General features: G+C 70.3%; 19 protein-coding genes and 1 pseudogene. 7 read left to right on the plus strand and 13 right to left on the minus strand.

The annotated features are described in order from the left end of the window. Positions 1-29: 29 nt before the first annotated feature. The 7 genes from OG892_RS16445 to eccB form a co-directional block, all read right to left on the minus strand. Positions 30-1,289: a S8 family serine peptidase gene (locus OG892_RS16445; protein ID WP_371629558.1), complete on the minus strand. Its 1,260-nt coding sequence runs from the start codon at positions 1,287-1,289 to the stop codon at positions 30-32. A gap of 53 nt (positions 1,290-1,342) precedes the next feature. Further along, positions 1,343-2,947, minus strand: coding sequence for a WXG100 family type VII secretion target (locus OG892_RS16450; protein ID WP_371629559.1), 1,605 nt, complete (start codon positions 2,945-2,947; stop codon positions 1,343-1,345). Between the two features lie 32 nt (positions 2,948-2,979). Then, positions 2,980-3,444, minus strand: coding sequence for a hypothetical protein (locus OG892_RS16455; RefSeq protein ID WP_328866653.1), 465 nt, complete (start codon positions 3,442-3,444; stop codon positions 2,980-2,982). Between the two features lie 111 nt (positions 3,445-3,555). Next, positions 3,556-3,837: a WXG100 family type VII secretion target gene (locus OG892_RS16460; RefSeq protein WP_073737209.1), complete on the minus strand. Its 282-nt coding sequence runs from the start codon at positions 3,835-3,837 to the stop codon at positions 3,556-3,558. Positions 3,838-3,889: 52 nt separating this feature from the next. Further along, on the minus strand, positions 3,890-4,240 hold the full coding sequence (locus OG892_RS16465; RefSeq protein WP_073737208.1) for a WXG100 family type VII secretion target: 351 nt from the start codon (positions 4,238-4,240) through the stop codon (positions 3,890-3,892). Between the two features lie 146 nt (positions 4,241-4,386). Next, positions 4,387-5,529, minus strand: coding sequence for a type VII secretion-associated serine protease mycosin (gene mycP, locus OG892_RS16470; RefSeq protein ID WP_073737331.1), 1,143 nt, complete (start codon positions 5,527-5,529; stop codon positions 4,387-4,389). A 195-nt stretch (positions 5,530-5,724) separates the two neighbouring features. Next, positions 5,725-7,275, minus strand: a complete 1,551-nt coding sequence (gene eccB / locus OG892_RS16475; RefSeq protein ID WP_371629560.1) for a type VII secretion protein EccB — start codon at positions 7,273-7,275, stop codon at positions 5,725-5,727. Between the two features lie 256 nt (positions 7,276-7,531). Here eccB and eccE point away from each other — a divergent pair, with 256 nt between their 5' ends. The 3 genes from eccE (at position 7,532) to OG892_RS16490 (ending at position 10,957) form a co-directional block, all read left to right on the plus strand. Then, complete coding sequence (gene eccE, locus OG892_RS16480; RefSeq protein ID WP_242436780.1) at positions 7,532-8,770, plus strand: type VII secretion protein EccE; 1,239 nt, start codon at positions 7,532-7,534, stop codon at positions 8,768-8,770. Continuing rightward, positions 8,767-9,537, plus strand: a complete 771-nt coding sequence (locus OG892_RS16485; RefSeq protein ID WP_371629561.1) for a hypothetical protein — start codon at positions 8,767-8,769, stop codon at positions 9,535-9,537. Before eccE ends, OG892_RS16485 begins: the two co-directional genes overlap by 4 nt. Before the next feature lie 136 nt (positions 9,538-9,673). Further along, the gene (locus OG892_RS16490) at positions 9,674-10,957 is read left to right on the plus strand and encodes a choice-of-anchor A family protein (protein ID WP_371629562.1); all 1,284 of its coding nucleotides are present in this window, start codon (positions 9,674-9,676) and stop codon (positions 10,955-10,957) included. 110 nt (positions 10,958-11,067) lie between these two features. Here the strand turns inward: OG892_RS16490 and OG892_RS16495 are convergent, their stop codons facing one another. After that, a complete protein-coding gene (locus tag OG892_RS16495; protein ID WP_371629563.1) occupies positions 11,068-13,650 on the minus strand; it encodes a bifunctional FO biosynthesis protein CofGH in 2,583 nt (860 codons plus the stop codon). A gap of 172 nt (positions 13,651-13,822) precedes the next feature. Here OG892_RS16495 and OG892_RS16500 point away from each other — a divergent pair, with 172 nt between their 5' ends. Both OG892_RS16500 and OG892_RS16505 read left to right on the plus strand, forming a co-directional pair. Further along, entirely contained in the window at positions 13,823-14,500 is a 678-nt protein-coding gene (locus tag OG892_RS16500) for an HAD family hydrolase (protein ID WP_073737203.1), read from the plus strand. A 291-nt stretch (positions 14,501-14,791) separates the two neighbouring features. Next, positions 14,792-16,315, plus strand: coding sequence for a right-handed parallel beta-helix repeat-containing protein (locus OG892_RS16505; RefSeq protein WP_371629564.1), 1,524 nt, complete (start codon positions 14,792-14,794; stop codon positions 16,313-16,315). Between the two features lie 77 nt (positions 16,316-16,392). On the opposite strand, the gene OG892_RS16510 is transcribed toward OG892_RS16505, so the two are convergent. The 4 genes from OG892_RS16510 to OG892_RS16525 all read right to left on the minus strand — a co-directional run bounded on the left by OG892_RS16510 (position 16,393) and on the right by OG892_RS16525 (position 19,657). Then, positions 16,393-17,010, minus strand: coding sequence for an SRPBCC family protein (locus OG892_RS16510; RefSeq protein ID WP_371629565.1), 618 nt, complete (start codon positions 17,008-17,010; stop codon positions 16,393-16,395). Positions 17,011-17,061: 51 nt separating this feature from the next. Next, positions 17,062-17,616 carry a TetR/AcrR family transcriptional regulator gene (locus OG892_RS16515; RefSeq protein ID WP_158072256.1) on the minus strand — a complete coding sequence of 185 codons (555 nt, stop codon included), beginning with the start codon at positions 17,614-17,616 and terminating at the stop codon, positions 17,062-17,064. Between the two features lie 189 nt (positions 17,617-17,805). Then, positions 17,806-18,462, minus strand: coding sequence for a maleylpyruvate isomerase N-terminal domain-containing protein (locus OG892_RS16520; RefSeq protein ID WP_371629566.1), 657 nt, complete (start codon positions 18,460-18,462; stop codon positions 17,806-17,808). Between the two features lie 139 nt (positions 18,463-18,601). Then, positions 18,602-19,657, minus strand: a complete 1,056-nt coding sequence (locus OG892_RS16525; protein WP_073737201.1) for a C40 family peptidase — start codon at positions 19,655-19,657, stop codon at positions 18,602-18,604. 435 nt (positions 19,658-20,092) lie between these two features. On the opposite strand from OG892_RS16525, the pseudogene OG892_RS16530 reads away from it, so the two are divergent. Continuing rightward, a pseudogene (locus OG892_RS16530) lies at positions 20,093-20,728 on the plus strand (class I SAM-dependent methyltransferase); the annotation flags it as partial. Positions 20,729-20,889: 161 nt separating this feature from the next. Beyond that, positions 20,890-21,582 carry a DUF4232 domain-containing protein gene (locus tag OG892_RS16535; RefSeq protein WP_371629567.1) on the plus strand — a complete coding sequence of 231 codons (693 nt, stop codon included), beginning with the start codon at positions 20,890-20,892 and terminating at the stop codon, positions 21,580-21,582. 29 nt (positions 21,583-21,611) lie between these two features. Here the strand turns inward: OG892_RS16535 and OG892_RS16540 are convergent, their stop codons facing one another. After that, positions 21,612-22,457 (minus strand): LLM class F420-dependent oxidoreductase, encoded by an 846-nt coding sequence (locus tag OG892_RS16540; RefSeq protein ID WP_371629568.1) that lies wholly within the window; start codon positions 22,455-22,457, stop codon positions 21,612-21,614. Positions 22,458-22,542: the final 85 nt, after the last annotated feature.

A 22,542-nucleotide genomic window follows, 5' to 3' on the forward strand; every position in this document is an offset into this window, starting at 1 on the left:
ATCGTCGGGGTGAGAGTGACGGCACGAGCTCAGCGCCGGAGGCCTTCAGCTCTCCGGCGCAGCAGGAGCACCGCGCCGACAACGACCACCACACCGACTCCGACGATGATCCAGACGATCGCGCCTACGCCCTTGCCGTCATCCGACTTCTCGGAGGCCGCGGACGACGCGGGCTGCTTCGAAGCGTTCGAGGAGCCGGAACCGCCGGCCTTCGACGCAGACGCCGAGGGCGACGGGGACTTCTTCGGGGTCCGGGCGGCCACCAGCGGGTTCACGTCGGCGGGGCCCGGGTCTCCGGGGTCCCCGAGGACGGCCAGCCGGGGGCGGACCGTGCCGTAGCCGATGTAGCGGCTGGGGACCTTGCCCTTGGTCGGCTTGCCCGCGGTGTTCATCAGGACGCGGAGGACCTGGTTGCCGGTCCAGGACGGGTGCTTGGACCAGATGAGGGCGGCGGAGGCGGAGGCGATGGCCGTTGCCTGGCTGGTGCCGCCGCTGCTGCAGTAGCCCGTTTTCCCGTCGACGCAGCGGATCGGGATGTCCTCCCCCGGGGCGGCGAGTGCCACCTGGGGCCCAGATACCGAGTACTTCGTGACCGAGGATGTCTTGTCGACGGCTCCCACGCCCGCGACGCCGATGCTCGCCGCCGGGTACGCGAAGGTGTTCTCTTTGTCACCTCTGTTGCCGGTTCCGGCAAAAAGCAACTTTCCACGCTTAATCGCGTAGTCCACTGCCTTCTGGAGCTGTGTCAACTCGTCCGGTTCGGGCGTGAAGTACTCGTATGCCAACGACATGTTAATAATCTTTGCTTCGCTGTCGGCGGCATACCGAATGGCCGAGACGAGGGCAGGAACGCTGTTGGTAGCCGATTCCTTGGTGGATCCGAAAACGGTCAAGGGGAGAATGTGCGCGTCCGGCGCGAGGCCCTTCACCCCCTGACCATTCACACCGTTCCCAGCAATGAGCATCGCCATGGCGGTGCCATGCCCGTCTACGTCGATGTGCGCACCCAGTTGCGGATCGACGAAGTTCTTCCCCGGGAGGACCTTTACTCCTGTCAGATCAGAAACAGAAGGAATCACACCGGTATCGACAACAGCGACAGTGATCCCCTTACCGGTGCTGACCTTCCACATCTCAGGGGCCTGCATCCGGTCCAGGTACCACTCGCGATCGCGCATGGTGTCCGCGTACGCGGCCGGGGCGATGGCGCCACCGAGGAGGAGCAGGGCACCCAGCGCGGACACCACCGCCGAGGCTCGCCTGCGGTGACGCCTGACCGTTGACTTCATGCCACCCACTCGTTCTCTGTCCGCCGTCCGGCGTCGCTGCTTCGAAACCGGAACTAGTCGATCACGGGGGGAACCACGCCGTCGTCTCCCGTGCCCCAGGTCTCTTCGTCCTCGGCAAGATAGTCCGGGATCTCGCCGTCACGCCGCTGAGGACGTCGCCGTTTGCCCTGGGACCCGCCCATTGCGCCGCCCATCGAGCCCATCGCTCCGCCTGATCGCGGCGATTCACGGACGAGCCCGGTGCCGCCCGGGGTGAATTCCCCGCCGGCCCCCGACTGCGTTCCGCGTGGTGCCCGCACGGTGCCGCCCGGCTCGTTGACCAGGCGCTGCGCGTTGCCACCGGGGCGCGTGGCCCCGGCCCGGCCCCCGGCGATCCCGGGCGCGCCACCGGCGTGGCCCTGCATCATTCCGCGGCCGGTCGAGGTCGACGGCTTCTCGCCACCGATGACCGTCCCGCGCGCGGTGCCCCGGGCCGGGCCGACCCCGCCCCGGCCGCCCTGAGCCGGCGTACCGCCGTGGATGCCGGTGTCGGTCCGGGTGTTCATGGGGGGCCGGACGCCTTCGACGCCACCCCGGCCGGGCGTGCCCATGGGAGGCCGACCGCCTTCGACGCCACCCCTACCGGGGGTGCCCGTCGGAGACACGGTGCTCCTCTCGGGGTTGTTCGTCGGAGGCCGGACGCGCCCGACGTCACCCTTGCCACCCGGCCCCGTGGGCAATGTACGCGCCGGGCCGCCTCCGGGACCGAACGGTCCGGTACGCGGGGGGATCACGGGCGGAAGAGGCGACTGGTGCCCGCCGCCACCCGGGCCCTGCGGCAGTGGCCCGCCGGTGGGCGGGACCGTGGTGGGGTTCGGGGTCTGCGGCATCGTCACCGTGTCGATGTTCGTGCCCGTGTTGTCCGGGGCCCCGGGGACCGCGCCGACATGCTGCGGCGTGTGGACGACAGGGGTGCCGTCCGGGGAGGACGGGCTGACGCCATCAGGACGCACGGTGCTGTACTGGTGATCGACCCTTGACGTATCGCCGCCCGAAGTACCTGCCACCGAGTCCGTGGTTCCGGAGTTACTCCCTCCAGGCCCCAAGCCCTTTTGCCAGGAGTCGACCGGGCTCTCCGGCACAGCAGCATCCGGCAGCGGCTTGAAGTTCGGCTCCTCCTGGGAGGAGATCGACTGCTGGGCCATCAGGTAGTACGAGGCAAGCTTGTTCATCTGCGGAATGGCTTCGTTCCGCGCCGTCTCGACGGCCTTGAGCCGGGCCTTTTCCTTCGCTTCGTCCGCGTAGCACATCGACACGGCGTCAGGGTGGCCCTGGATCACCTTGGCCACCTCGCTGAGGGCCTGGCCGGCCGTCTGCAGCGAGGTGCCCGCGGTACCGGCGTAGTCGGCCAGCTTCAGGGTCTCCTTGGCGAATTCGTCGCCCCACTCGCGGAAGGCATCACCGCCCGCGCCCTTCCAGCCGGTGGTGCGGCCGACGTGCTCCTTGAGCTCTGTACCGATCTTCTCGATCTCGGTCTGCGCGTCGACGAGAGCCGTACCGCGAGCCATGATCGCCGTGGCGTTGACGCCACTGACCATGTTGAGCATGTCCTGGTACGACGCGTGCTCGAAGTTGCTGGTGTTGTAGCAGGCGTTGAGTGGTGGCAGCTTCTCGCCCATGGTTATCCCTGTCCCCCGTTCACTTCTACGTGTTACAAGCCGTCGTTACCGCTGGACGAGCCGTCGCCGGGCTTGTTCTCGTCGCCTCCGTGCGCTCCGTGATCCTTGCCGGTGTCCGGCTTCTTGTAGTAGACCTCGGTGCGCTGCTGGATGGCGTGCAACCGCTCGGAGTGTTCCTGGTCGACGTTCTCGTAGCCTCGGTCGGCCAGGTCGACCGTGATGCCCATCGCCTCCAGCTGATCCCCGAGCGTCTTGGACAGCAGCTCCAGGCGCGCGTGCACCATGTCGTAAGCGCTGGACAGCCCCATGGCCTCCGGGAAACCGGTGCCGTACGAGGCCGGTGTGACCTTCTGTTCGGTGATACGGCTGTGCGCGGCCGGTGAGCCGTCGAGCTTCGTGAGCAGCTTGTCCACGCGGGTCTTGAAGCTCTTCAGAGACTCGCTGGGCGCCGCCAGATCGGGCGCGGGTGATCCGTCGCCCGGAAGTTCAGGTCTCATGCAAGCACCTCCCCTAAAGTGCCGCGGAACCGCAGGCGTGGATGTGGGATGCGTCGGCCGCATCCCACATCCACATCGTGCCGGTTCCGTCGTGATTCATCTGCGCTTGGGTCAGCCCTGGAAGCGCCGGGACTGGGCGAGGTCGTTCGCCCGGTAGCCCTCGGTGGCTTCCATGAGCCTCGTCGAGATCGTCAGCAGCGTCTCGTGCATGTGGTTGACCTTGACGTCCCAGCCCCTGTGGCGGTCGTAGAACGCGCGCTGCGTCTCGCCGTCCCAGGTGGCGACGACGGCCTTGACCTTGCTGTTGAGGTCGTCGAGCTGACCCTTGATGGTGTTGGCGGTCGACTTGACCTGGTTCGAGGCCTCTACGACCCCTGAGTACGTAATCTCCATGGAACGGTCTCCTGATGCGAGGCGAAGTGCGGGCGGGCTGCGAGGCGGGTTGCTAGGAGACCTGGAACCGGTCCAGGACTCCGTTGCTGCCCGTGTTGCTGGCGCCGTCGATGCCCTTGAACTTGTTGAGCTGCTCGACCTCTTCCGCGTCGAAGCCGTCCTTGCTCATCCGGACGGCTTCCTGGGTGAAGTCGAGGAGATCCTTCAGGTCCCGCACGTCGAGGTTGACCTGCGTCTGGAGGCCGTTGTACGCGTTGGCCGCGACACCCTTCCAGTGACCTTCCACGGCGTCGATGACCCCGTTGAGGTGCGTGATCCTGCCCTGGAGTGTGTCGTGCATGTGGCCGAGTTCGCGGATCAGACTGTCAATCTGATCAGCTGAGTGCTTGAGCTTGTCTGTCATAACGCACCTTCCCCCATGAATCGGATGTCGCGGGCTGCTTGCCTGTCGCTACCACGCGTACATCGGACCAAAGTTGTCAATTATCAGTTTAGCTGCGGCCGCCACGCAATCCAACAGCCTTAGTCTTGCCTTGACTTGTTGGATATTCACCTAATTACGCGGCTGCGACGGTCTCGCAACACGATCGCGGCGCCCGCGATCACTGCCACGAGAAGGCCTGTGGTAGCCAGCACGTAGATCGAGATCCGGGCGATGCGTTCCTTCCTTGTTTCACCCATCTGGAGCGCGATTGGTTCCGGTCCGGCGGGACCATTCGATACCGCCCGGTCAGGGGTGGGGGCGTTCACCGGATGTTCGTCGTCGTTGAGGGCGCGCACCGGGTCGACCACTCCCCACCCGACGAATTTGTCCCGGCCGTTGACCGCGCGTTCCGCGGTCTGCTCGATCTGGGCCACCACCTGGTTCTGCTTCCAGCCCGGGTGCTTCGCCCGCAGGAGCGCGGCGACTCCGGCGACGTAGGGGGCGGAGAAGCTGGTGCCGTTGTCGACGCACTGGCCGCCCTTGGGGACGGTGGACACCATGTCGACGCCCGGTGCCGCGACCCCCACGAAGTCGCCCATCTGGGAGAACGGCGCCCGCTCGTCGTTGCGGTCGGAGGCGGCCACCGCCAGGACGCCCTTGTAGGCCGCCGGGTACGTCACCTTGACCGCGCCGGCGAGTCCGTCGTTCCCGGCGGACGCGACCACGACGATGTCCTTGTTCAGCGCCTCGGCCACCGCGAGCGCCAGGTCGGAGTCGGCCCGCAGGGGTTTGGCGGTGTCCTGGGAGATGTTGATGACCCGGGCGTGCTGCGCGATGGCGTGGCGGATGGCCGCGGCCATCGTCGTGGCGGTGCCGGTGCCCTTGTCGTCGTTCTGCCGGATGGGGATGATCGTCGCTTCCGGAGCGAGACCGACGAACCCCGTGCCCGAGCGCGGGCGGGCCGCGATGATGCCGGCGACCTTGGTGCCGTGGCCGACCGTGTCGACGGTGCCGTCACCGCCGCTCGGCTTGCCCTTGCTCTTTCCCTTGCCCTTCGAGGCGTCCGGGTCCTGGGACCCGTCCTTCGGCACCGGCAGCAGATCGGTCCCGGCCGCCCGGTCGACGGCGGACTTCAGCTGCGGGTTCGTGTCGTCGACACCCGTGTCGATCACCGCGACCCGGACGCCCTTGCCCTTGGTGTCCTGCCAGAGCTGGTCGAACACCAGCCGCTGGAGCGCCCAGGGGCGGCCCTGGATCTGCTTCTTCATGGGGAAGGTGCACTCACCGCTGGCCTCGGAACCCGATTGCGGGTCGGATTCGTCGGCGGCGGCGAGCCCCGGCAGGGCGGCGCCCGCCGCGATCGTCAGGAGCAGCACGACGGCCGAGGAGCGGACTCCGTTACGAGTGGTGCGAGTAGTGCGAGTAGTGCGAGTGGTCATTACGCGCCTTCCTCCTCTCCGCCCTCAGGAACTCTGCGGCTGTTTGGCGCTGTTGGTATCGAGCCGGGGGCCCTTGGGCAGCAGGTTGGACCAGTTGTCCGGCACCGGAAGCGGCTTGACGTCCTTGTAACCGAGCCTGGTCTGCGCCTGGTTGACCTCGGCAGCCTGTTCCTCCGGGGTCGTCGGCTTCCCGGTGGCCCCGATCTTCGAGGGGTCCGCGCTGCTGTCGTTGTTCGTCTGTACGGCGTAGCGCAGTCCGGTGTCCGTCACCAGGAAGAGTGATCCGGTGGTGGGGGACGCTCCGTTGAACTGCCGGTACAGCACACCGCTGCCCGGTGTGACGTACGCGCTGGTGGCCCCGTCCAGGAAGCGGACGGGGTATCCGGAACCGGCCCAGGTGGTCAGCTTCGGGACTCCTGTCCCGGTGACGCCGTGCAGCACGTTGCAGACGGTCCCGGTCGGGGACGCGGTGTCGTTGGCCTGCGTCGGTACGTTCCTCGGCCAGCCGAACTTCGCGTAGAACTCGTCCGGGGAAGAGGTGAAGGACTGCGGTCCGACCTCGGTGGCCTGTGCCTTCTGGCCCAGCACCGCGGCCTCCGGGCTCGTCAGGAGCAGCCTGGCCACCAGGTCGGACACGGGTGCGACCGTTTTCGGCAGGACGACGTACTGCTGCATGCCGGTACCGGCCACGGCCTTGAGCACCGTGCCCACCTTGTTCAGGCGGGCGTCCAGGCCGTTGACGCCGGCCGGGGTACCGGCCTTGGCGGGCAGCTTCGGGAAGTCGACGGGCTCGCCGGCGTGCAGGGTGCCGAGCCAGTCCTTGGTGACCTTCTGGGGCCGTGCGCCCTCGCTGAACAGGGAGCGGCGCAGTACCTCGTCGCGGGCGGAGGGCTTGTCGCCGCCGCTGGTCCCGATGACGTGCTGTGTGCCGTCCGCGTCCACCAGGTACCTGGTGCCGTTGCCGCCGTCCGCCTCGACGTAGAGGGCCTGGCCGCCGTGGAGCTGCTTCTTGCCGCCGACCTTGTCCGCGTCCCGGTCCGCGAGCAGGAAGACCGCCTTCTGCACGCCGCCTCCGGCTCCGGCGCCGGGCTGTTCGCAGACCACCCAGAGCTTGTTCCGTCCGGCGTCGTCCTTGCTGGGCAGCCGGTCGGGGGCGTACGGGATACCGAGCATCGGACCGCGCTGCAGCTTTCCGCTGTCCAGCTCGGACTCCTTCACCTGGAGCACGGAGGAGTTGCTCGGGTCCAGGAGCAGCTTCGCGGAGGAGAAGTTCAGCACCGGGTGCAGGCGCTTGACGCCCTTGGTCTCCAGGACGACGTAGCGGGTCGTCGAATCACTGCCGACTATCACGTGGGCACCGGGGTCGTCCCAGCCGTCGGGAACCTTGGGCTTGAAGATCCCCCAGGCCCCGAAGCCCGCCAGCAGCAGGGCGCCCACCACCACTCCCGGCACCAGGGCGCGCAGCGGGCGCGGTGCCGCCTCGTCCGTACCGGCTGCGGACGGCTGCAGAAAGGCGGCGACCAGCCGCTTCTTCGCGAAGGTGTAGGCGTTGAGTTCGTCCCGCCGTGATGCCATCTGCCCGACTTCTCCCCGTGGTTGTAGATGCCTCGCGAACCGCCACCACTATGCCCGCCGACACTCGTCCGCCGCTGTGCGGGTACATGATTCAGGGAGTCTGCCAAACGCTCCCGTCCGGCCGTGGGCCTTGAGCCCCCGTTCGAACGCCCCGGCGCCGGTCGTGGGACAGTTGGCGGTCGCGGGCCGGTGTGCGAAGCGCGTCGGTCCACGCACACACGCCGTAGTGCCGTGACACGGAGGGACATACCGGGGGATGAGCAGCGCGACGACCGCAGTGATGAGTGTGCACCCGAAGCCAGGACGCATCGGCGGGGTTCGGCTGCACCAGGTGGTGTTGATGGAGGTCGCCGGCGCGCTGATGCTGATCGCGTGGGTGACGAACAGGGTCATGCTGGTGCCGATGGGCCTGGTCGCGGCGGTGCTGGTGCTGCTGGCGGTCGCGCGGCGGCGTGGACGGCCGGTGGTGGAGTGGCTCAACGCGGTCATGGCGCTGCGCGGGCGGCTGCGGGCCGCCCGGCAGCCGTGGTCCGCGGACGGGATCGATCCCGGGCTCGCGCCGGTCATCGAGTGCGACGCGGCGCTGCGGACGTACACCTACACCGACCGGCAGCGTGAGCGCTCCATCGGGATGGTGGGTGACGGGACGTTCCTGACGGCTCTGCTGCTCGTGCAGCCGCGCGACGAACCGCTGCGGACGGCCCGGGACGCCCGGCCGCTGGAGCTCGGCCTGCTGCACGAGGCCCTTGAGGTGGACGACATCCGGCTGGAGTCCGTCCAGGTCGTCCAGCACACGCAGCCCGCGCCCGGACCGCACCTGCCGGAGCAGGCCGCGGCGGCCCGCTCCTACGCGCCGCTCCAGGCCCAGGCCGGCACCCCCGCGATCCGGCTGACCTGGATCGCGCTGAAGCTCGCCCCCGAGCTGTGCCCGGAGGCGGTACGGGCCCGCGGTGGCGGGATCGGCGGGGCGCAGCGCGCGCTGCTGCGGGCCACGGACCAGCTGGCGAGCCGGCTGACGGGGGCGGGGTTCGACGCCTCGGTCATGACAGAGGCGCAGGTGACGTCCGCCCTGGCGACCTCGGCCGGTGTCAGCCCGCAGGCCAGCGCCCTGGCGGTACGGGCGGACGCCCCGCTGCGGCGCACCACGGAGTCGACCCGCGCCTGGCGCTGCGACGACCGCTGGCACACGACCTACTGGGTCGGCCGCTGGCCGCACCTGGGCGCGGGGGCCGCGCCCACCGCGCAGCTGGTGGCGCTGCTCACCTCGATGCCGGCGCTGGCCAGTACGTTCAGCCTGGCGGTGTCGCGTGGGACCGGCGGCACTCCGGCCGTCAGCGGACACGTCCGCCTCACCGCGCGCGGCAGCAACGAACTGGTCTCGGTACGGCGTCAGTTGGAGCGTGCGGCGCGCGGGGTGAAGGTCAGCCTCGTCCGGCTGGACCGCGAACAGCTGCCCGGCGTGCTGGCCACCCTGCCCCTCGGAGGTACCCGTTGAGCACCCACCGTACGACGCCCGCCGGGACCAACGGTCCGGCTCCGGCCACCCCTCGGGCGGCCGGGCGGAGCAGGCCCGGGTTCGGGCTGCTCGGCCCGCGCCGCGACCGGCACGTACTGCCCGTGGAGCAGCTTGCCGCGCTGCGGCTGCCGCTCGGTGACGACGGGGTCGTGGCGGGTGTCGACGCGAAGGGGCAGCCCGCGGTGCTCGGCCTGTTCCGCCCCACCCAGCTCGATGTCGTGGTCATCGGCAGCGTGTGGACGGCGCAGGTGCTGGCGCTGCGCACGGCCGGTACCGGTGCGCGCGTCGCCGTCGAGACGGCCAGGCCGCAGGCGTGGACGGGGCTCGCGCAGGCGGCGGGCGGCGGTCAGCAGTGCATGACGGTGCACGACGTCAAGCAGGTGGGCCCGCAGGGCGCTTCGGTCACCAGCCCCGTGCTGGTCGTACGGGACTGCGGTATGCGTCCGCCGCGCAGCCGGCTGGCGACGGGGCCGTGGCAGTCCGTGCTGACGCTGATGCCGTTCCTGGGTCCGTCGGCGCCGAAGCTGATCCAGAACGCCGGACTGGTCGGTATCCAGCGGGTCTCCCCGGAGGAGGCCGCTGTCCTCGGCCGGATTCTGCGGCTGCCGCAGGTGCAGGCGGAGGCGCTGCCCTCGCTCGGTGACGACATGGTGCTGTGGTGCACGACCCAGCACCGGAAGCTGGTCAAGCTCCAGCCGACCGACATCGAGGCCGGGCTCCTCGGCGTCCCGCGCCGGCTGGACTGACCGGTCCGGTTCTCTGCGCGCTCCCTCGCACATTGGTCTTGACCAATGCGCGAGGATGTGCGGAGATCATGTGCGACGCCTTCACCAGGCCTTCGCATTCACTCTTCGCATCCGACCCGCAGGAGAACCACGCACCATGCGCATATCCGCAGCCACCGCGGCCACCGTGCTCGGCGGGAGCCTCGCCCTGGGCCTCATATCCATTCCGGCTGCCCAGGCCACGCCTGCCGGCCCGTCGGAATGCGCCACCGACGCGTTCGGAGTCGCCGGGAAGTACGGCGAGTTCGTCCTCGGTGACGACGTCCACTCCCCCGACGCGGAGGGGGCGGTGGCCGTGGGCGGCAACGCCGACTTCCGCGGCGGGTTCAGCGTCGCCAACGAGCTGACGGCGGCGGAGGTCGCCGCCCTGCCCGGACAGGCGTCGCTCGTCGTGCGCGGCGATCTCCTCAACGGCGGCTCTGTCACCGCCGTGATGAAGGGCAACGCGGCCGTCGGCGGCAAGGTCAGCGACCGTGCCGTCGAACTGCACTCCGGGTCCTTCCGCAAGGACGCCGGGCTGATCGACTTCGACGCCGAGTTCACCAAGCTGCGCGGCTACTCCGCCGCGCTGGCCGGGGAGGCGGCGACCGACGGCACCCAGGTGAAGGCGGACGGCAGCCGGCTCACCCTGACGGGCGACAGCACCACCCGCAACGTCTTCCGGGTGACCGCCGGTCAGCTGGAGCAGGCCAAGGAGGTGTTCCTCAAGGTCCCGGCCGGTGCGACCTCCCTCGTCAACGTCAGTGGCGACAGCTACGACATGGCCACGGCCGGCACCACCGGGTTCTTCCTGTCCGGCGGCCAGGACTTCGTACTGGACGACAAGCTCCAGAGCGCCTCCGACGGCAAGGTCCGGGCCCGCCTGCTGTGGAACTTCCCCGACGCCCGCACCATCACCAAGAACAGCCAGGCGGCCTGGCCCGGCAGCGTGCTGGCGCCGCGGGCCCACCTCGAACTGGGCACCGCCGCGCCGGTCAACGGCTCGGTGTGGGTGGCCTCCCTGCACGGCTCGGGCGGTGCGGAGACGCATCACTTCCCGTTCAGCGGCTGCCTGCCCGGGACCGGGGAGACCCCGTCGCCGGGTGAGACCCCGGGCGCCACGCCGCCGGTCGTCAGCACCCCGTCCGGTGCCACGACGCCCGCCCCGAGCGACACCCCGGCGGGCTCCGCCTCCCCGTCCGCCTCACCCTCCGGCTCCGCCTCGCAGCCCGCGGAAGCGGGCACGCCCACCCCGTCGCAGAGCAGCACGGCCCCCGCCGAGGGCGACCTGGCCTCGACCGGCAGCAGCGGCACCCTCCCGCTGATCGCCGGCACCGCGGTGGTGCTCGCGGCGGGCGCGGGACTGGTGGTGGCGTCCCGCCGCCGCTCGAAGCGCTCCTGATCCGCGAGCTGATTCGCTAGTAGATCCGCGAGCTGATCCGCGAGTGGATCAGCTCTCAGATCCGCCAAGCCGCCGGTCCGGGTTCCGGACCGGCGGCTTCGGTACCGCCCCTACGCGGGCAGCACCGGCAGCAGCTCCGGCAGGTGGCCGTCCGACGCGGTGGCCGCCGCCACCCGCTCCTCGGGCACCTCCCCGTACAGCGTCGTACGCGGCTTCGCCGGCCGGCCGGCGGCCTCGGCCACCGCGACCAGGTCCTGCACGGACTTGTACGAGCCGTAACTCGACCCGGCCATCCGGGAGATCGTCTCCTCCATCAGCGTGCCGCCCAGGTCGTTCGCGCCCGAGCGGAGCATCTCGGCCGCGCCCTCCGTGCCCAGCTTCACCCAGCTGGTCTGGATGTTGGTGATGTGCGGGTGCAGGAGGAGTCGGGCCATCGCCGTCACCGCGCGGTTGTCGCGGTCGGTCGGCCCGGGGCGGGCGATGCCGGCCAGGTAGACGGGCGCGTTGGTGTGGATGAACGGCAGCGTCACGAACTCGGTGAGGCCGCCGGTCTCCTGCTGGAGGCCGGCGAGGGTCCTCAGGTGGCCGAGCCAGTGGCGGGGCTGGTCGACATGGCCGTACATCATGGTCGAGGACGAGCGCAGGCCCACCTCGTGGGCGGTCTTGATGACCTCCAGCCAGGTCGCCGTGGGCAGCTTGCCCTTGGTGAGCACCCAGCGGACCTCGTCGTCCAGGATCTCGGCGGCGGTGCCGGGGATCGAGTCGAGACCGGCCTCCTTCGCGGCGATCAGCCACTCACGGATGGACATGCCGGTACGGGTGGCCCCGTTGACGACCTCCATCGGCGAGAAGGCGTGGACGTGCATGCCGGGCACGCGTTCCTTCACCGCCCGCGCGATGTCGAAGTACGCGGTGCCGGGCAGGTCCGGGTGGATGCCGCCCTGCATGCAGACCTCGACGGCGCCGACGTCCCAGGCCTGCGCGGCGCGGTCCGCGACCTGGTCCAGGGAGAGGGTGTACGCGTCGGCGTCGGTGCGCCGCTGCGCGAAGGCGCAGAAGCGGCAGCCGGTGTAGCAGACGTTGGTGAAGTTGATGTTGCGCGTGACGATGTACGTGACGTCGTCACCGACCACGTCCCGGCGCAGGGTGTCCGCGATCCGGCACAGCTCGTCCAGCGCCGGCCCGTCCGCGTGCAGCAGCGTGAGCGCCTGCTCGTCGGTGAGCTTCGTCGGGTCGTCGGCGGCCTGGCTCAGCGCCCCGCGGACGTCGCCGTCGATGCGGGACGGCACCATGCCGGGGGCGGCGGCCTCGCGGAGCGCCTCCCAGTCCCCGTACACCTCGTCGAAGTCGTCGCGGCGGTCGGAGGTGCGGCCCTCGGTGTCGATGGTGTGGTGCAGATCGGTGCGGCCGGAGGCGTTGAAGCCCTCGTCCGGCTCCTGCCAGGGCAGCCCGGCGGGGATCGCCCCCTCCTTCGCGAGCCCGGTCTCCGGGTCCGCCAGCGCGCGGACGTGCGGGAGCAGGCGCGGGTCCAGCCAGGGCTCGCCGCGCTGGATGAACTCCGGGTAGATGGTGAGCCGTTCCCGCAGTGTGAAGCCGCTCTCGGCGGTCTTCTCCGCAAGCTCGTCGATGTGCGGCCAGGGGCGCTCGGGGTTCACGTGGTCGGGCGTGAGCGGCGAGACGCCGCCCCAGTCGTCGATCCCGGCGCCGATGAGCAGCGCGTACTCGGCGTCCACCAGGTTCGGCGGGGCCTGGATGCGGGCCGACGGGCCGAGGATGTGGCGGGCGACGGCGACGGCGGCGGCCAGTTCCTCCAGCTCCGCGTCCGGCATGCCGCGCATCGCGGTGTCCGGCTTGGCGCGGAAGTTCTGGACGATGACCTCCTGGATGCCGTGGTAGGCGCGGGCGGTCTTGCGCAGCTCGAAGAGGGAGTCGGCGCGCTCCTCGTAGGACTCACCGATGCCGATGAGGATGCCGGTGGTGAACGGGACGTTGGAGCGGCCCGCGTCCTCCAGGACGCGCAGCCGTACGGCCGGCTCCTTGTCCGGTGAGCCGTGGTGCGGACCGCCCGGCTCCGACCACAGGCGGGTCGCGGTGGTCTCCAGCATCATGCCCATGGACGGGGCGACGGGCTTGAGCCGCTGGAGGTCCGTCCAGGTCATCACGCCCGGGTTGAGGTGGGGCAGCAGCCCGGTCTCCTCCAGCACCCGGATCGCCATGGCGCGCACGTACGCGAGGGTGTCGTCGTACCCCTCGGCCTCCAGCCACTCCCGCGCCTCCGGCCAGCGGTCCTCCGGCCGGTCGCCCAGGGTGAACAGCGCTTCCTTGCAGCCCAGCTCCGCGCCCCGGCGGGCGATGTCGAGGACCTCGTCGGGCGAGAGGAACATGCCGTGCCCCTCGCGCCGGAGCTTGCCGGGCACGGTGACGAAGGTGCAGTAGTGGCACTTGTCGCGGCAGAGCCGGGTCAGCGGGATGAAGACCTTGCGGGAGTACGTGATGACACCCGGCCGGCCCGCGGCCTCAAGTCCGGCGTCCCGGACCCGGGCGGCGGAGGCTGCGAGATCCGTCAGATCCTCGCCGCGCGCCTGGAGCAGGACGGCGGCCTCTGTCACGTCGAGGGCGACACCGTCGCGGGCCCGCCTGAGGGCACGGCGCATGGAATTGGTGGTGGGGCGTCCGCTCTGAGCATCGGTCATGAAACGAGGATACGAGCGGGTAGCCGGCCGGTGACCGGCCGGATCTCCCGCAGGCCACACCCGCCCCCGGCGTCCCTCGGCCTGCGATCTCCCCGACCGGAGCCTGTCGTCGGCCGTCGCCCCTGGCGCCTCGGCCGCGCAACGGTCCGCGCCCCGTAGGGTCGGCACGGTGATGGAAACGATCGTCTTCGACATCGGTGAGACACTCATCCGCGACGACCGCTACTGGGCCTCCTGGGCCAACTGGCTCGGCGTCCCGCCGCACACGCTGAGTGCGCTGGTCGGTGCCGCGGTCGTCCAGGGGCGGGACAGCGCCGACGCGCTGAGCCTCCTGCGCCCCGACATAGACATCAACGAGGCCTCCCTCGCCCGGACCGCCGCAGGCCGCGGCGAGCACCTGGCGGAGCCCGACCTGTACCCGGACGTACGGCCGGTGCTCGCGGAACTGCGCGCGCTGGGCGTACGGGTGGTGATCGCGGGCAACGGGACCGTGCTGGCGGGAGAGCTCCTGCGGGCACTGGACCTGCCCGCGGACCTCGTCGTCACCTCGGACGAGTGGGGCGTCGCGAAGCCGGACCCGGAGTTCTTCGCCCGGGTGCTGGAGGTGTCGGGGGCGGAGCCGGGGGCGACGCTGTACGTGGGTGACCACCCGGCCGGCGATCTGTTCCCGGCCAAGTCGTGCGGGCTGCTCACCGCGCACCTCCGGCGGGGGGCGTGCGGGTACTGGTGGGCGGACCACCCCGATGTCGTCGCCGCCGCGGACTTCCGCATCGACGCGCTGACGGACCTTCCGGCGCTCCTGGACAGGGTGCCGGAACCGCCCCGGCCGAGGGCCCTGCGGGCGCTGTAGGCCGGAGGCGGCGGTCCCGGGGCGCGGCGGCCGCTCCGTTCCCGCCAGGAGTCATCCGACCCCTGCGCGCAAGCCGGCCCGCTCCCCCACGGACAACGCGCCGATTTGGCGCACTTCGCCCCGACCTGACCCCGACGACCCGACAGAAACAAACAGAAACCTCCGACGGCACACTTCCGGACCTCCCGCTCCTCCCCGCATAGTGCTGTGCGAAAGCACCTGCGCCGAGTACCGAGAGAACGGAAGCCCATGCATCCCCCGCTACCGCGCACGAGGCCGACCGCAGCTTCCGTGACCGCCGTGATCGTGGCCACGGCCGCCCTGTCACTGCCGGCCCTCTCCGCCCCGGCGTCGGCCGCCGCCCCGCACGCGAGCAGCCGTGCGGTCCAGTACGTCGACTGCTCCGCCACGGGGAGCCGGCAGACGGGTTCCGTCACCGCGCCCTGGCAGAGCCTGGACCAGGTCAACCGGCTGGAGCTCACGACCGGCAGCCAGATCCGGCTCAGGCGCTCCACCCGCTGCACCGGCACCCTGGCGCCCGACGGCTCGGGCGCGCCGGGCAGGCCGATGGTCATCGGTGCCTACGGGACCGGCGCCAAGCCCGTGATCGACGGCGGCGGCAACCCGGAGACGCTGCTGCTGAAGAACACCCAGTGGGTCGAGGCGAGCGACCTCTCGATCACCAACTCGGGCAACTCGGGCGGCAACAAGCGCGGCGTGCGCGTCCAGCTGGAGGACTACGGCACCGGGACGCACTACCGGCTGACCGGTCTGGACATCCACGACATCCGGGGCGACGACACCAAGGGCACCACCGGCTCCGCGGGCATCCTGTTCTCCGTCACGGGCTCGGCCACACCCACCAGGTTCGACGACGTCGAGGTCTCCGGGAACACCGTCACCGGTGTCGACCGCGAGGGCATCTACTTCGGCTCGACCTGGAACAACCGCCCGGTACACGGCGACTACGACCCGGACGGGCCCGCCTACCTGCCGTCCACCCGGGTCGTCGTCCGAGGCAACACGCTGAAGGACCTCGCAGGGGACGGCATCGTCATGACGGCGACCGACGGCGCGCTCGTCGAACACAACCGCCTCGACGGATTCCAGCGCCGCTCGGCCGGCTACAACGCGGGCATGTGGCCCTGGAACGCCGACAACACGCTCTTCCAGTACAACGAGGTGTCCGGCGGCGAGACGACCCGCGACGGAATGGCGTACGACGTCGACGAGGGCACGTTCGGCACCGTCTTCCAGTACAACGTCAGCCATGACAACGCGGGCGGCTTCTTCCTGGTCTGCACGGCGACGGGGACGCTCTCCGACGCGGTCATCCGGTACAACGTCAGCCGCGACGACCACTACCGGGGCATCGAGACCTGTTCCGGCTCCTTCGACGACGTACGGGCGCACAACAACACCGTGTACATCGGCGAGGGCATCAGCCAGACGGTCGTCAACGAGAACACGGACAAACACCACGGCCTGACGCTGACCAACAACATCGTGGTCAAGGAGGGTACGGGCACCGCGACGTTCGCCCTCAGGGACAGCACCGGCGTCTCCCTCTCCCACAACACCCTGGTGGGTGTCACCGGCGCTCCCGCCGACCCCGGCGGCTCCACCGCCGACCCCCTGCTGACCGACCGCACCGGCGCACTCCCCGGCGGACTGCGGCTGCGCCAGGGCTCGCCCGCGATCGGCGCGGGTACCCCGGTGCCCGGCGTGGGGCGCGACCTGTACGGCAACGCCGTCACGGACCCGCCGAACGTCGGCGCCTACGCGGGCCCGGGCGTGGCCGGTCCCGGGGCGTAGCGGGTCCCGGGGCGTAGCGGGTCCCGATACGCCCCGGCCCGGAGGGGTCCCGGTCGACCGGACGTGACCGGCACCGCTCAGCCGGAACGCGTCTGCGCCACGCGCCGGGCCAACGCCTCGTTCATCGCGCGGAACTGCGGGAGTGTGCCGGACCTGAGCTGCGACGCGACGAACGGCACCGCGACACCGGTGAAGCTCTCGCTCTGTGTCAGGCGGACGCGATGGTCGCCGGTCTCCTCGATCACGAACCGGTGCTCGCCGTCCGCGATCCAGCCGGGCCCCATCTTCCCGATCCACCGGAGCTCCCGGCCCGGCTCGACCGCCAGGAGCTCCGGCTCGAAGACGGTGTCGCCGGTCCTGTCGTGCATGACATTGCGCAGGGTCGCGCCCACTTCGAGGCGTCCGCCGTCCGACGTCACCTTCGTCGAGGTGATGAACGGGTTCCACCGCGGATAGGCGGGGAGGTCGGTCAGCACCTGCCAGACCTCGTCGGGGGACGCCTCGATCTCGATGGAGGCCTCCAGTCGGACCGGGTGGGTGTTGGTCCACCCCGTGTAGCCGGCGAGCAGGGCGAGCAGCGCCGCTCCGGCGACGAGCAGCGTCCGCCGCCGTCGGCGGCGCCGGGCGGGAACGGGCCGCTGCGGTGCCTGTTCGGGGGCGGTGTCATCGGCGGTGTGCGGTAAGGCGGTGGCCATCGTCGGTCTTCCTCTCGTTTCGGTACGGGGGACTGGGGACTGGGGACACGGTCAGCCGGAGGCGCCCCGCAGCACGCTGGCGACGAGCCGGTCGACGTAGGCCGCATCGATGGGGGCGCCGGTGATGAGCAGCCGGTAGTACAGAGCCCCGGCCAGCTGGTCGAAGACGACTTCGGGATCGACGCCCTTCTCCAACTCACCCGCATCACGGGCCTGTTCGATCATCCGCAGCACCAGTGCGTTGCGCCGCAGGAACATGGCGCGAACGGCGGCACCGATGTCCGCGTGCCGCGCGGCTGCGGCTGCGACCTCCGCGACGACCCCGGCGGACGTGTCGCCCGACGCCGAAGGGCGTCCGGCCAGGCGCATCCGGTGGAGGCCGTCGACGATCGCGTTGAGGTAGCGCGTGAGGTCAGCGCGTACGTCGTTCCGGTACGCGACGGGGACCTCGTCCTGCATCCGCGCCACGACGGCGACGACGAGGTGGTCCTTGGTGGGCCAGCGCCGGTACAGCGTGGTCTTCGCGACCCCGGCCCGTACGGCGACCTCGTCGACCGAGAACCGGTCGTAGCCGTGACCGAGCAGCAACTCCCCGGCGGATTCCACGATACGGACATCCACCGCCTCATCGCGCGGACGACCGCGCCGTACGCCGGGTTCCACGGCACCCACCCCTTATCGCTACGACCGTTTCGTAAAACGAAAGTAGCGCCGTCCGCCCAATTACGCAACGGGCGTAGCGAAATAGCGGCGGTGGCCGCAGCAGGACAGGGGCTCGGCAGGTCGGCCCGCGAATCAGCCCAGGAACAGGGGCAACCTCGCGGCGAGTTGTGTCAGTTCGGCCGTCTCCGACTCCGTCGGGGAACGTCGTCCGGTGCCGATGAGCAGGGCGTCCCTGTCGGAGAACGAGGACGGGAACGGCATACCGGCGATCGCGTCCAGCAGCTCGCGCGACCGGGCCAGGCCCTCGGCGGGCGGTGCCGGGGCCTTGGGAAGGTGAGCGGTCAGGTCGAGGTGGTGCAGCGTGCTCTCCAGGACGTACACGGAGAGGTAGTCGGCCACCTCGAACACCTCGTCACGGGTGCCGACCCGGAGTCCGGGGGCGGCGAGTCCGGCGGCACGGCCCGCCGCGGAGCCGACGTCGTCGAGGTGGAACTTGAGCAGCCACGGCTCCTCGTACGCGGCGGCCAGCCGGACGGTCAGCGCGTCGAGCGGGTCCTCTCCGGTCGGCGGCGTACCGGTGACGTCCCAGTACGTCACCGCGTCCCGGGTCGGTTCGGTGGCGGCGGGCGTGGCGAGGGTGATCAGGATGTCCTGGGCATCGATGACCAGGTGGCACACCAGATCCCGCACGAGCCACCCGGTGCAGCCGGACGGCCGCGCGAAGTCCGCGTCGTCGAGTCCGGCCACCGCTGCGAGCAGTGCTGTCCAGGAGCGTGAGAAGTCGTCCACGACCGCAAGCTAACAGCGCCCGCTCCTCGGCGCGTTCGCGAACGCGCCCACGAACGCGCCCTGCCCGCCGGTGACCTGTAGTCGCCGACGGGCAGGAGAAGTACTCACCGGGCGCGGAAGTCCGCCCGTCGACGCGTGATCAGATGCGCACCGCGCCGTAGATGGAGCCGATCGTGCCCATCGACTCGTAGCGGACAGAGGCGCCGGGGTACGGGGCGTGGAGCACGCTGCCGCCGCCCGCGTAGAGCCCCACGTGCGAATTGCCGTTGAAGAAGACCAGGTCGCCCGGCTTCAGCTGGCTCGTCGAGATGCGCGTGCCCTGGTTGATCTGGGTGAACGTGGTGCGGGTGATCTCGGCACCGGCCTGGTGGTAGGCCCACTGGGTCAGGCCCGAGCAGTCGAAGGAGCCGGGACCGGTGGCGCGTGCCTGGTACGGCATGCCGATCCGCGTCGCGGCGGCCTGGAGGGCAGCCCCGCCGAGGTTGGACGCGGGGGCCTCGTTGCCGAGTTCGACCCGGTCACCGGCGCCGCGGCTGGCGCGCACCTTGTCACTGGCGGCGTTGCTGGCGCGTGCCTCGTCCTCGCGCAGCTTCTGGCGCTCGGCGGCGGTGAGGGTGTTGAGCACCTTCTGCGCCTGGGCGAGCTTGCCCTGCTGCTGCTTCTTCTTCGAGCCGAGCGTCTTGCGGACGTCGGCCAGGTCACTGAGCTTGTCCTGGGCCTCCTTGCGCTCCTGCGCGAGGGTCCGCTGCTTGCTCTGGATCTTCGTCAGCGCTTCCGTCTGCTTGGCCGTCAACTGGTCCAGCGCGGAGGCCTGGTCGAGGAAGCTGTCCGGGTCGGAGGCGAGGAAGAGCTGCACCGAGGGGTCGATGCCGCCAGACCGGTACTGCGCGGCGGCGAGCGAACCGAGGCCGGCCCGGAGCGTGTTGAGCTCCTGCTGACCGCGGGCCACCTTGTCCTGCAGCGCGCCGACCTGCTTCTCGAGCTTCTCCTGCTTCTCCTTGGCCTCGTTGTAGTGCTCGTTGGCGACCTCGGCCTCGTGGTAGAGCTTGTCGACCTCGGCCTTGACCTCACTCTTGGTCGGCTTGGGGTCGGCGTGAGCGGCCTGGGAGGTGAGAGCCACGGCCGCAGCGGCGGTCGCGGTGAGCACGGTCACACGGGCGCGGCTCGGGTTCTTGGGACGACGGTGGGACGCCACGAAGGCGAGCTCCTTCTTCCTGGAGCCGCCTACCGGGCTATGGGGGGACGGGAAGCCCCGGCTCCGCACACGTCACGGAATCGGCGGTTCCTTCGCTGCCACCCCGGATGGGTGACCAACCGTGCGAAGGTTCGAGGGCCAACCATAGTGACCATCTCGTAATCAGTTCAATCGACGCAGGTGGAATCTCTCCACAAGGGGTACTTATTTTGCTCACACCGCACAACGCGTAGCCGCGATCTTACGGCGCGTTGCCGTAACTTCGAGCAAGTCACCACAAGGGTCATCAGGCATGCGGAATGCCACATTCCATCCGCCCGCCCCTCTCCCGTTTCCTCTTCCGCTTCTTCCTCCGCTTCTTCCTCCGCTTCTTCCTCCGCTTCTTCCTCCGCTTCCGGCGGCGGGACGGTTGAGAACGCCCTAGGGTCGCTCCTCATGAGCGAATCCCCCTCCTCCCACCTCCAGGCGACGGCGGACGCCTACGACGCCATGGCCGTCGTCTACGCCGACTTCGCCCGTGACAGCCTCGGCGCCCTCCCGCTGGACCGTGCGATGCTCGCCGCCTTCGCCGACCTCGTGCGGACGCGGGCCACCGGACCGGTCGCCGAGCTGGGCTGCGGCCCCGGCTACCTCACGGCGCACCTGCGGGGCCTGGGACTGGACGCGTTCGGGATCGATCTGTCGCCGGTGATGGTCGGCCTGGCCCGCGAGGCGTACCCGGACCTGCGGTTCGAGGTCGGCTCGATGGACGCACTGGATCTGGCTGACGGCGAGCTGGGCGGCATCGTGTCCTGGTATTCGGTCATCCACACCCCGCCGAAGGAACTCCCGCCGTACTTCGCCGAGTTCCGCCGCGTTCTGCCCCTGGGCGGCGTCCTCCTGTTCGCCTTCTTCGAGTCCGGGGACGGGCCGGTGGAGGCATTCGACCACAAGGTGACGACGGCCTACCGGTGGCCGATCGACGAACTCGCCGGACTGGCCCGCGACGCCGGATTCGTCGAGATCGGCCGGATGCTGCGCGAGCCCCTCGAAGGCGAGCGGTTCCGCCGGGGACACCTGCTGATGCGCGCGCGGAACACGGGGAGCAGGAGGAGTAAGAAGGAGTGCGGGCGTGGGGAGGAGGGCCCTCGGCGCTGTGACAGAACGGAGACGCCGTCGCAGACCGCCTGTAACTCGGTGCGCGATACAAATATTTACGACCACACGCACCGCGCAATTTCTGGGGGAACACCGTGAAGTACACCCGCATCGCAGCTATCGCCGCCGTCGGGCTCGCCGCCACCCTCTCGCTCACCGCCTGTGGCAATGACGGCTCCGCAAAGACCTCGGCCGCCAAGGGCTCCTCGAACTCGTCCTCGTCTTCCTCGGACTCCTCCTCCGCCTCGGACTCTTCGTCCTCCTCGGGCGACAGCTCGAAGTCGGGAGGCGGCTCGCAGGCCGGCGACGTGAAGCCGGACTCCGGCGGCGGCGTCGAGACCCACTCCGACGCCGCGAGCGGCACGTCGGGGACCAGCGGCAAGGCCACGTTCTGCAAGACGGAGGACCTGGCCATCGACGCCGTGGACGCCTCGACCGACGACGTCTCCGGCAGGATCAACGTCACCATGATCAACCGGGGTCCGACCACCTGCTCGGCGACGGGCTTCCCGGGCGTCGACATCAAGGACATCGACCACACGTCGAGCCCCGTCGAGCGCAGCCACGCCCAGCCGCGCGTCACCACCCTGAAGCCCGGCGACGCCGCTGTCTTCGACATCGCCTACGACCGCGACAACAGCGACGACAGCCTCACCAACCCGACCGACATCCTCGTGACGCCCCCGAACGAGACCCACTCCGTGAACCTGAAGTGGCCCGAGGGCGCCGGGAAGGTCAAGGACTCCTACGTCGACGTCCAGGTCTTCCCCACGCACACGACCAAGTAGCCGTATCGCGAGGCGACTTCGTGCAGGCCCTAGAGGTACTCGGCGTACGCGTCCAGCGTCCGCAGCACTTCCGCCTCACCCGCCGGGGGCAGTTGGAGGACGACCTCCTCGATGCCCAGGTCCGCGTAGTGCGCCAGCTTGCCCGCGTCCGGCAGGACCGCGTACGGGACCACCCGCAGGTCCTTCGGGTCCCGGCCCGCCGACTCCCAGGCGGTACGGAGCCGGGGCATCGACTCCGTGAGGCCCCCGCCGCCGATCGGCATCCAGCCGTCCGCGTACTCCGCGATGCTCGCGAACAGCTTCGGTCCGGCCGCACCGCCGACCAGGGTGCGCGGGCCGACCACCGGGCCCCGGGGCTGCTGGAACGGCTTCGGGTACGCGTAGCTGGCCTGCACGGAGCCGAACTCGCCCTCGTAAGCCGTCGGTTCCGCAGACCAGAGCGCACGCATCAGGGCCATGCGGTCACGGCCGAGGGCGCGGCGGGTGCGCCAGTCCACACCGTGGTCGGCGGCCTCCTCCACATTCCAGCCGAAGCCGAGCCCCAGGGTGAAGCGGCCGCCGGAGAGGTGGTCGAGGGTGGCGATCTGCTTGGCCAGGTCGATCGGGTCGTGCTGGGCGATCAGGGTGATGCCGGTGCCGAGCGTCAGCCGTTCGGTGACGGCGGCGGCCTGCCCGAGCGCCACGAAGGGGTCCAGGGTGCGGCCGTACTCGGGCGGCAGGTCGCCGCCCTGCGGGTACGGGGTCTTCCTGCTCACCGGGATGTGGGTGTGCTCCGGGAGGTAGAGACCGGCGAACCCGCGCTGTTCGAGCTGGCGGGCGAGCCGTACCGGTGTGATCGTCTCGTCGGTGAGGAAGATCGTTGTGCCGATCCGCATGCGAGGACACCTCCGTCGTCGTCGAGTGACGGCCCAAAGGTATGCCGTCCGGTCCGCAAAACCGAGCCTTCGGCACCCACGGAGA

This window comes from Streptomyces sp. NBC_00341, from assembly GCF_041435055.1.
In the GTDB taxonomy this organism is placed as follows: domain Bacteria; phylum Actinomycetota; class Actinomycetes; order Streptomycetales; family Streptomycetaceae; genus Streptomyces.

What these genes read in the sequence shown, in the direction of transcription:
- OG892_RS16445 (WP_371629558.1), bottom strand. Translation starts at nt 1,289, where the DNA reads ATGAAGTCAACGGTCAGGCGTCACCGCAGGCGAGCCTCGGCGGTGGTG.
- OG892_RS16450 (WP_371629559.1), bottom strand. Translation starts at nt 2,947, where the DNA reads ATGGGCGAGAAGCTGCCACCACTCAACGCCTGCTACAACACCAGCAAC.
- eccB (WP_371629560.1), bottom strand. Translation starts at nt 7,275, where the DNA reads ATGGCATCACGGCGGGACGAACTCAACGCCTACACCTTCGCGAAGAAG.
- OG892_RS16460 (WP_073737209.1), bottom strand. Translation starts at nt 3,837, where the DNA reads ATGGAGATTACGTACTCAGGGGTCGTAGAGGCCTCGAACCAGGTCAAG.
- OG892_RS16495 (WP_371629563.1), bottom strand. Translation starts at nt 13,650, where the DNA reads ATGACCGATGCTCAGAGCGGACGCCCCACCACCAATTCCATGCGCCGT.
- eccE (WP_242436780.1), top strand. Translation starts at nt 7,532, where the DNA reads ATGAGCAGCGCGACGACCGCAGTGATGAGTGTGCACCCGAAGCCAGGA.
- OG892_RS16455 (WP_328866653.1), bottom strand. Translation starts at nt 3,444, where the DNA reads ATGAGACCTGAACTTCCGGGCGACGGATCACCCGCGCCCGATCTGGCG.
- OG892_RS16490 (WP_371629562.1), top strand. Translation starts at nt 9,674, where the DNA reads ATGCGCATATCCGCAGCCACCGCGGCCACCGTGCTCGGCGGGAGCCTC.
- mycP (WP_073737331.1), bottom strand. Translation starts at nt 5,529, where the DNA reads ATGAAGAAGCAGATCCAGGGCCGCCCCTGGGCGCTCCAGCGGCTGGTG.
- OG892_RS16500 (WP_073737203.1), top strand. Translation starts at nt 13,823, where the DNA reads ATGGAAACGATCGTCTTCGACATCGGTGAGACACTCATCCGCGACGAC.
- OG892_RS16465 (WP_073737208.1), bottom strand. Translation starts at nt 4,240, where the DNA reads ATGACAGACAAGCTCAAGCACTCAGCTGATCAGATTGACAGTCTGATC.
- OG892_RS16540 (WP_371629568.1), bottom strand. Translation starts at nt 22,457, where the DNA reads ATGCGGATCGGCACAACGATCTTCCTCACCGACGAGACGATCACACCG.
- OG892_RS16510 (WP_371629565.1), bottom strand. Translation starts at nt 17,010, where the DNA reads ATGGCCACCGCCTTACCGCACACCGCCGATGACACCGCCCCCGAACAG.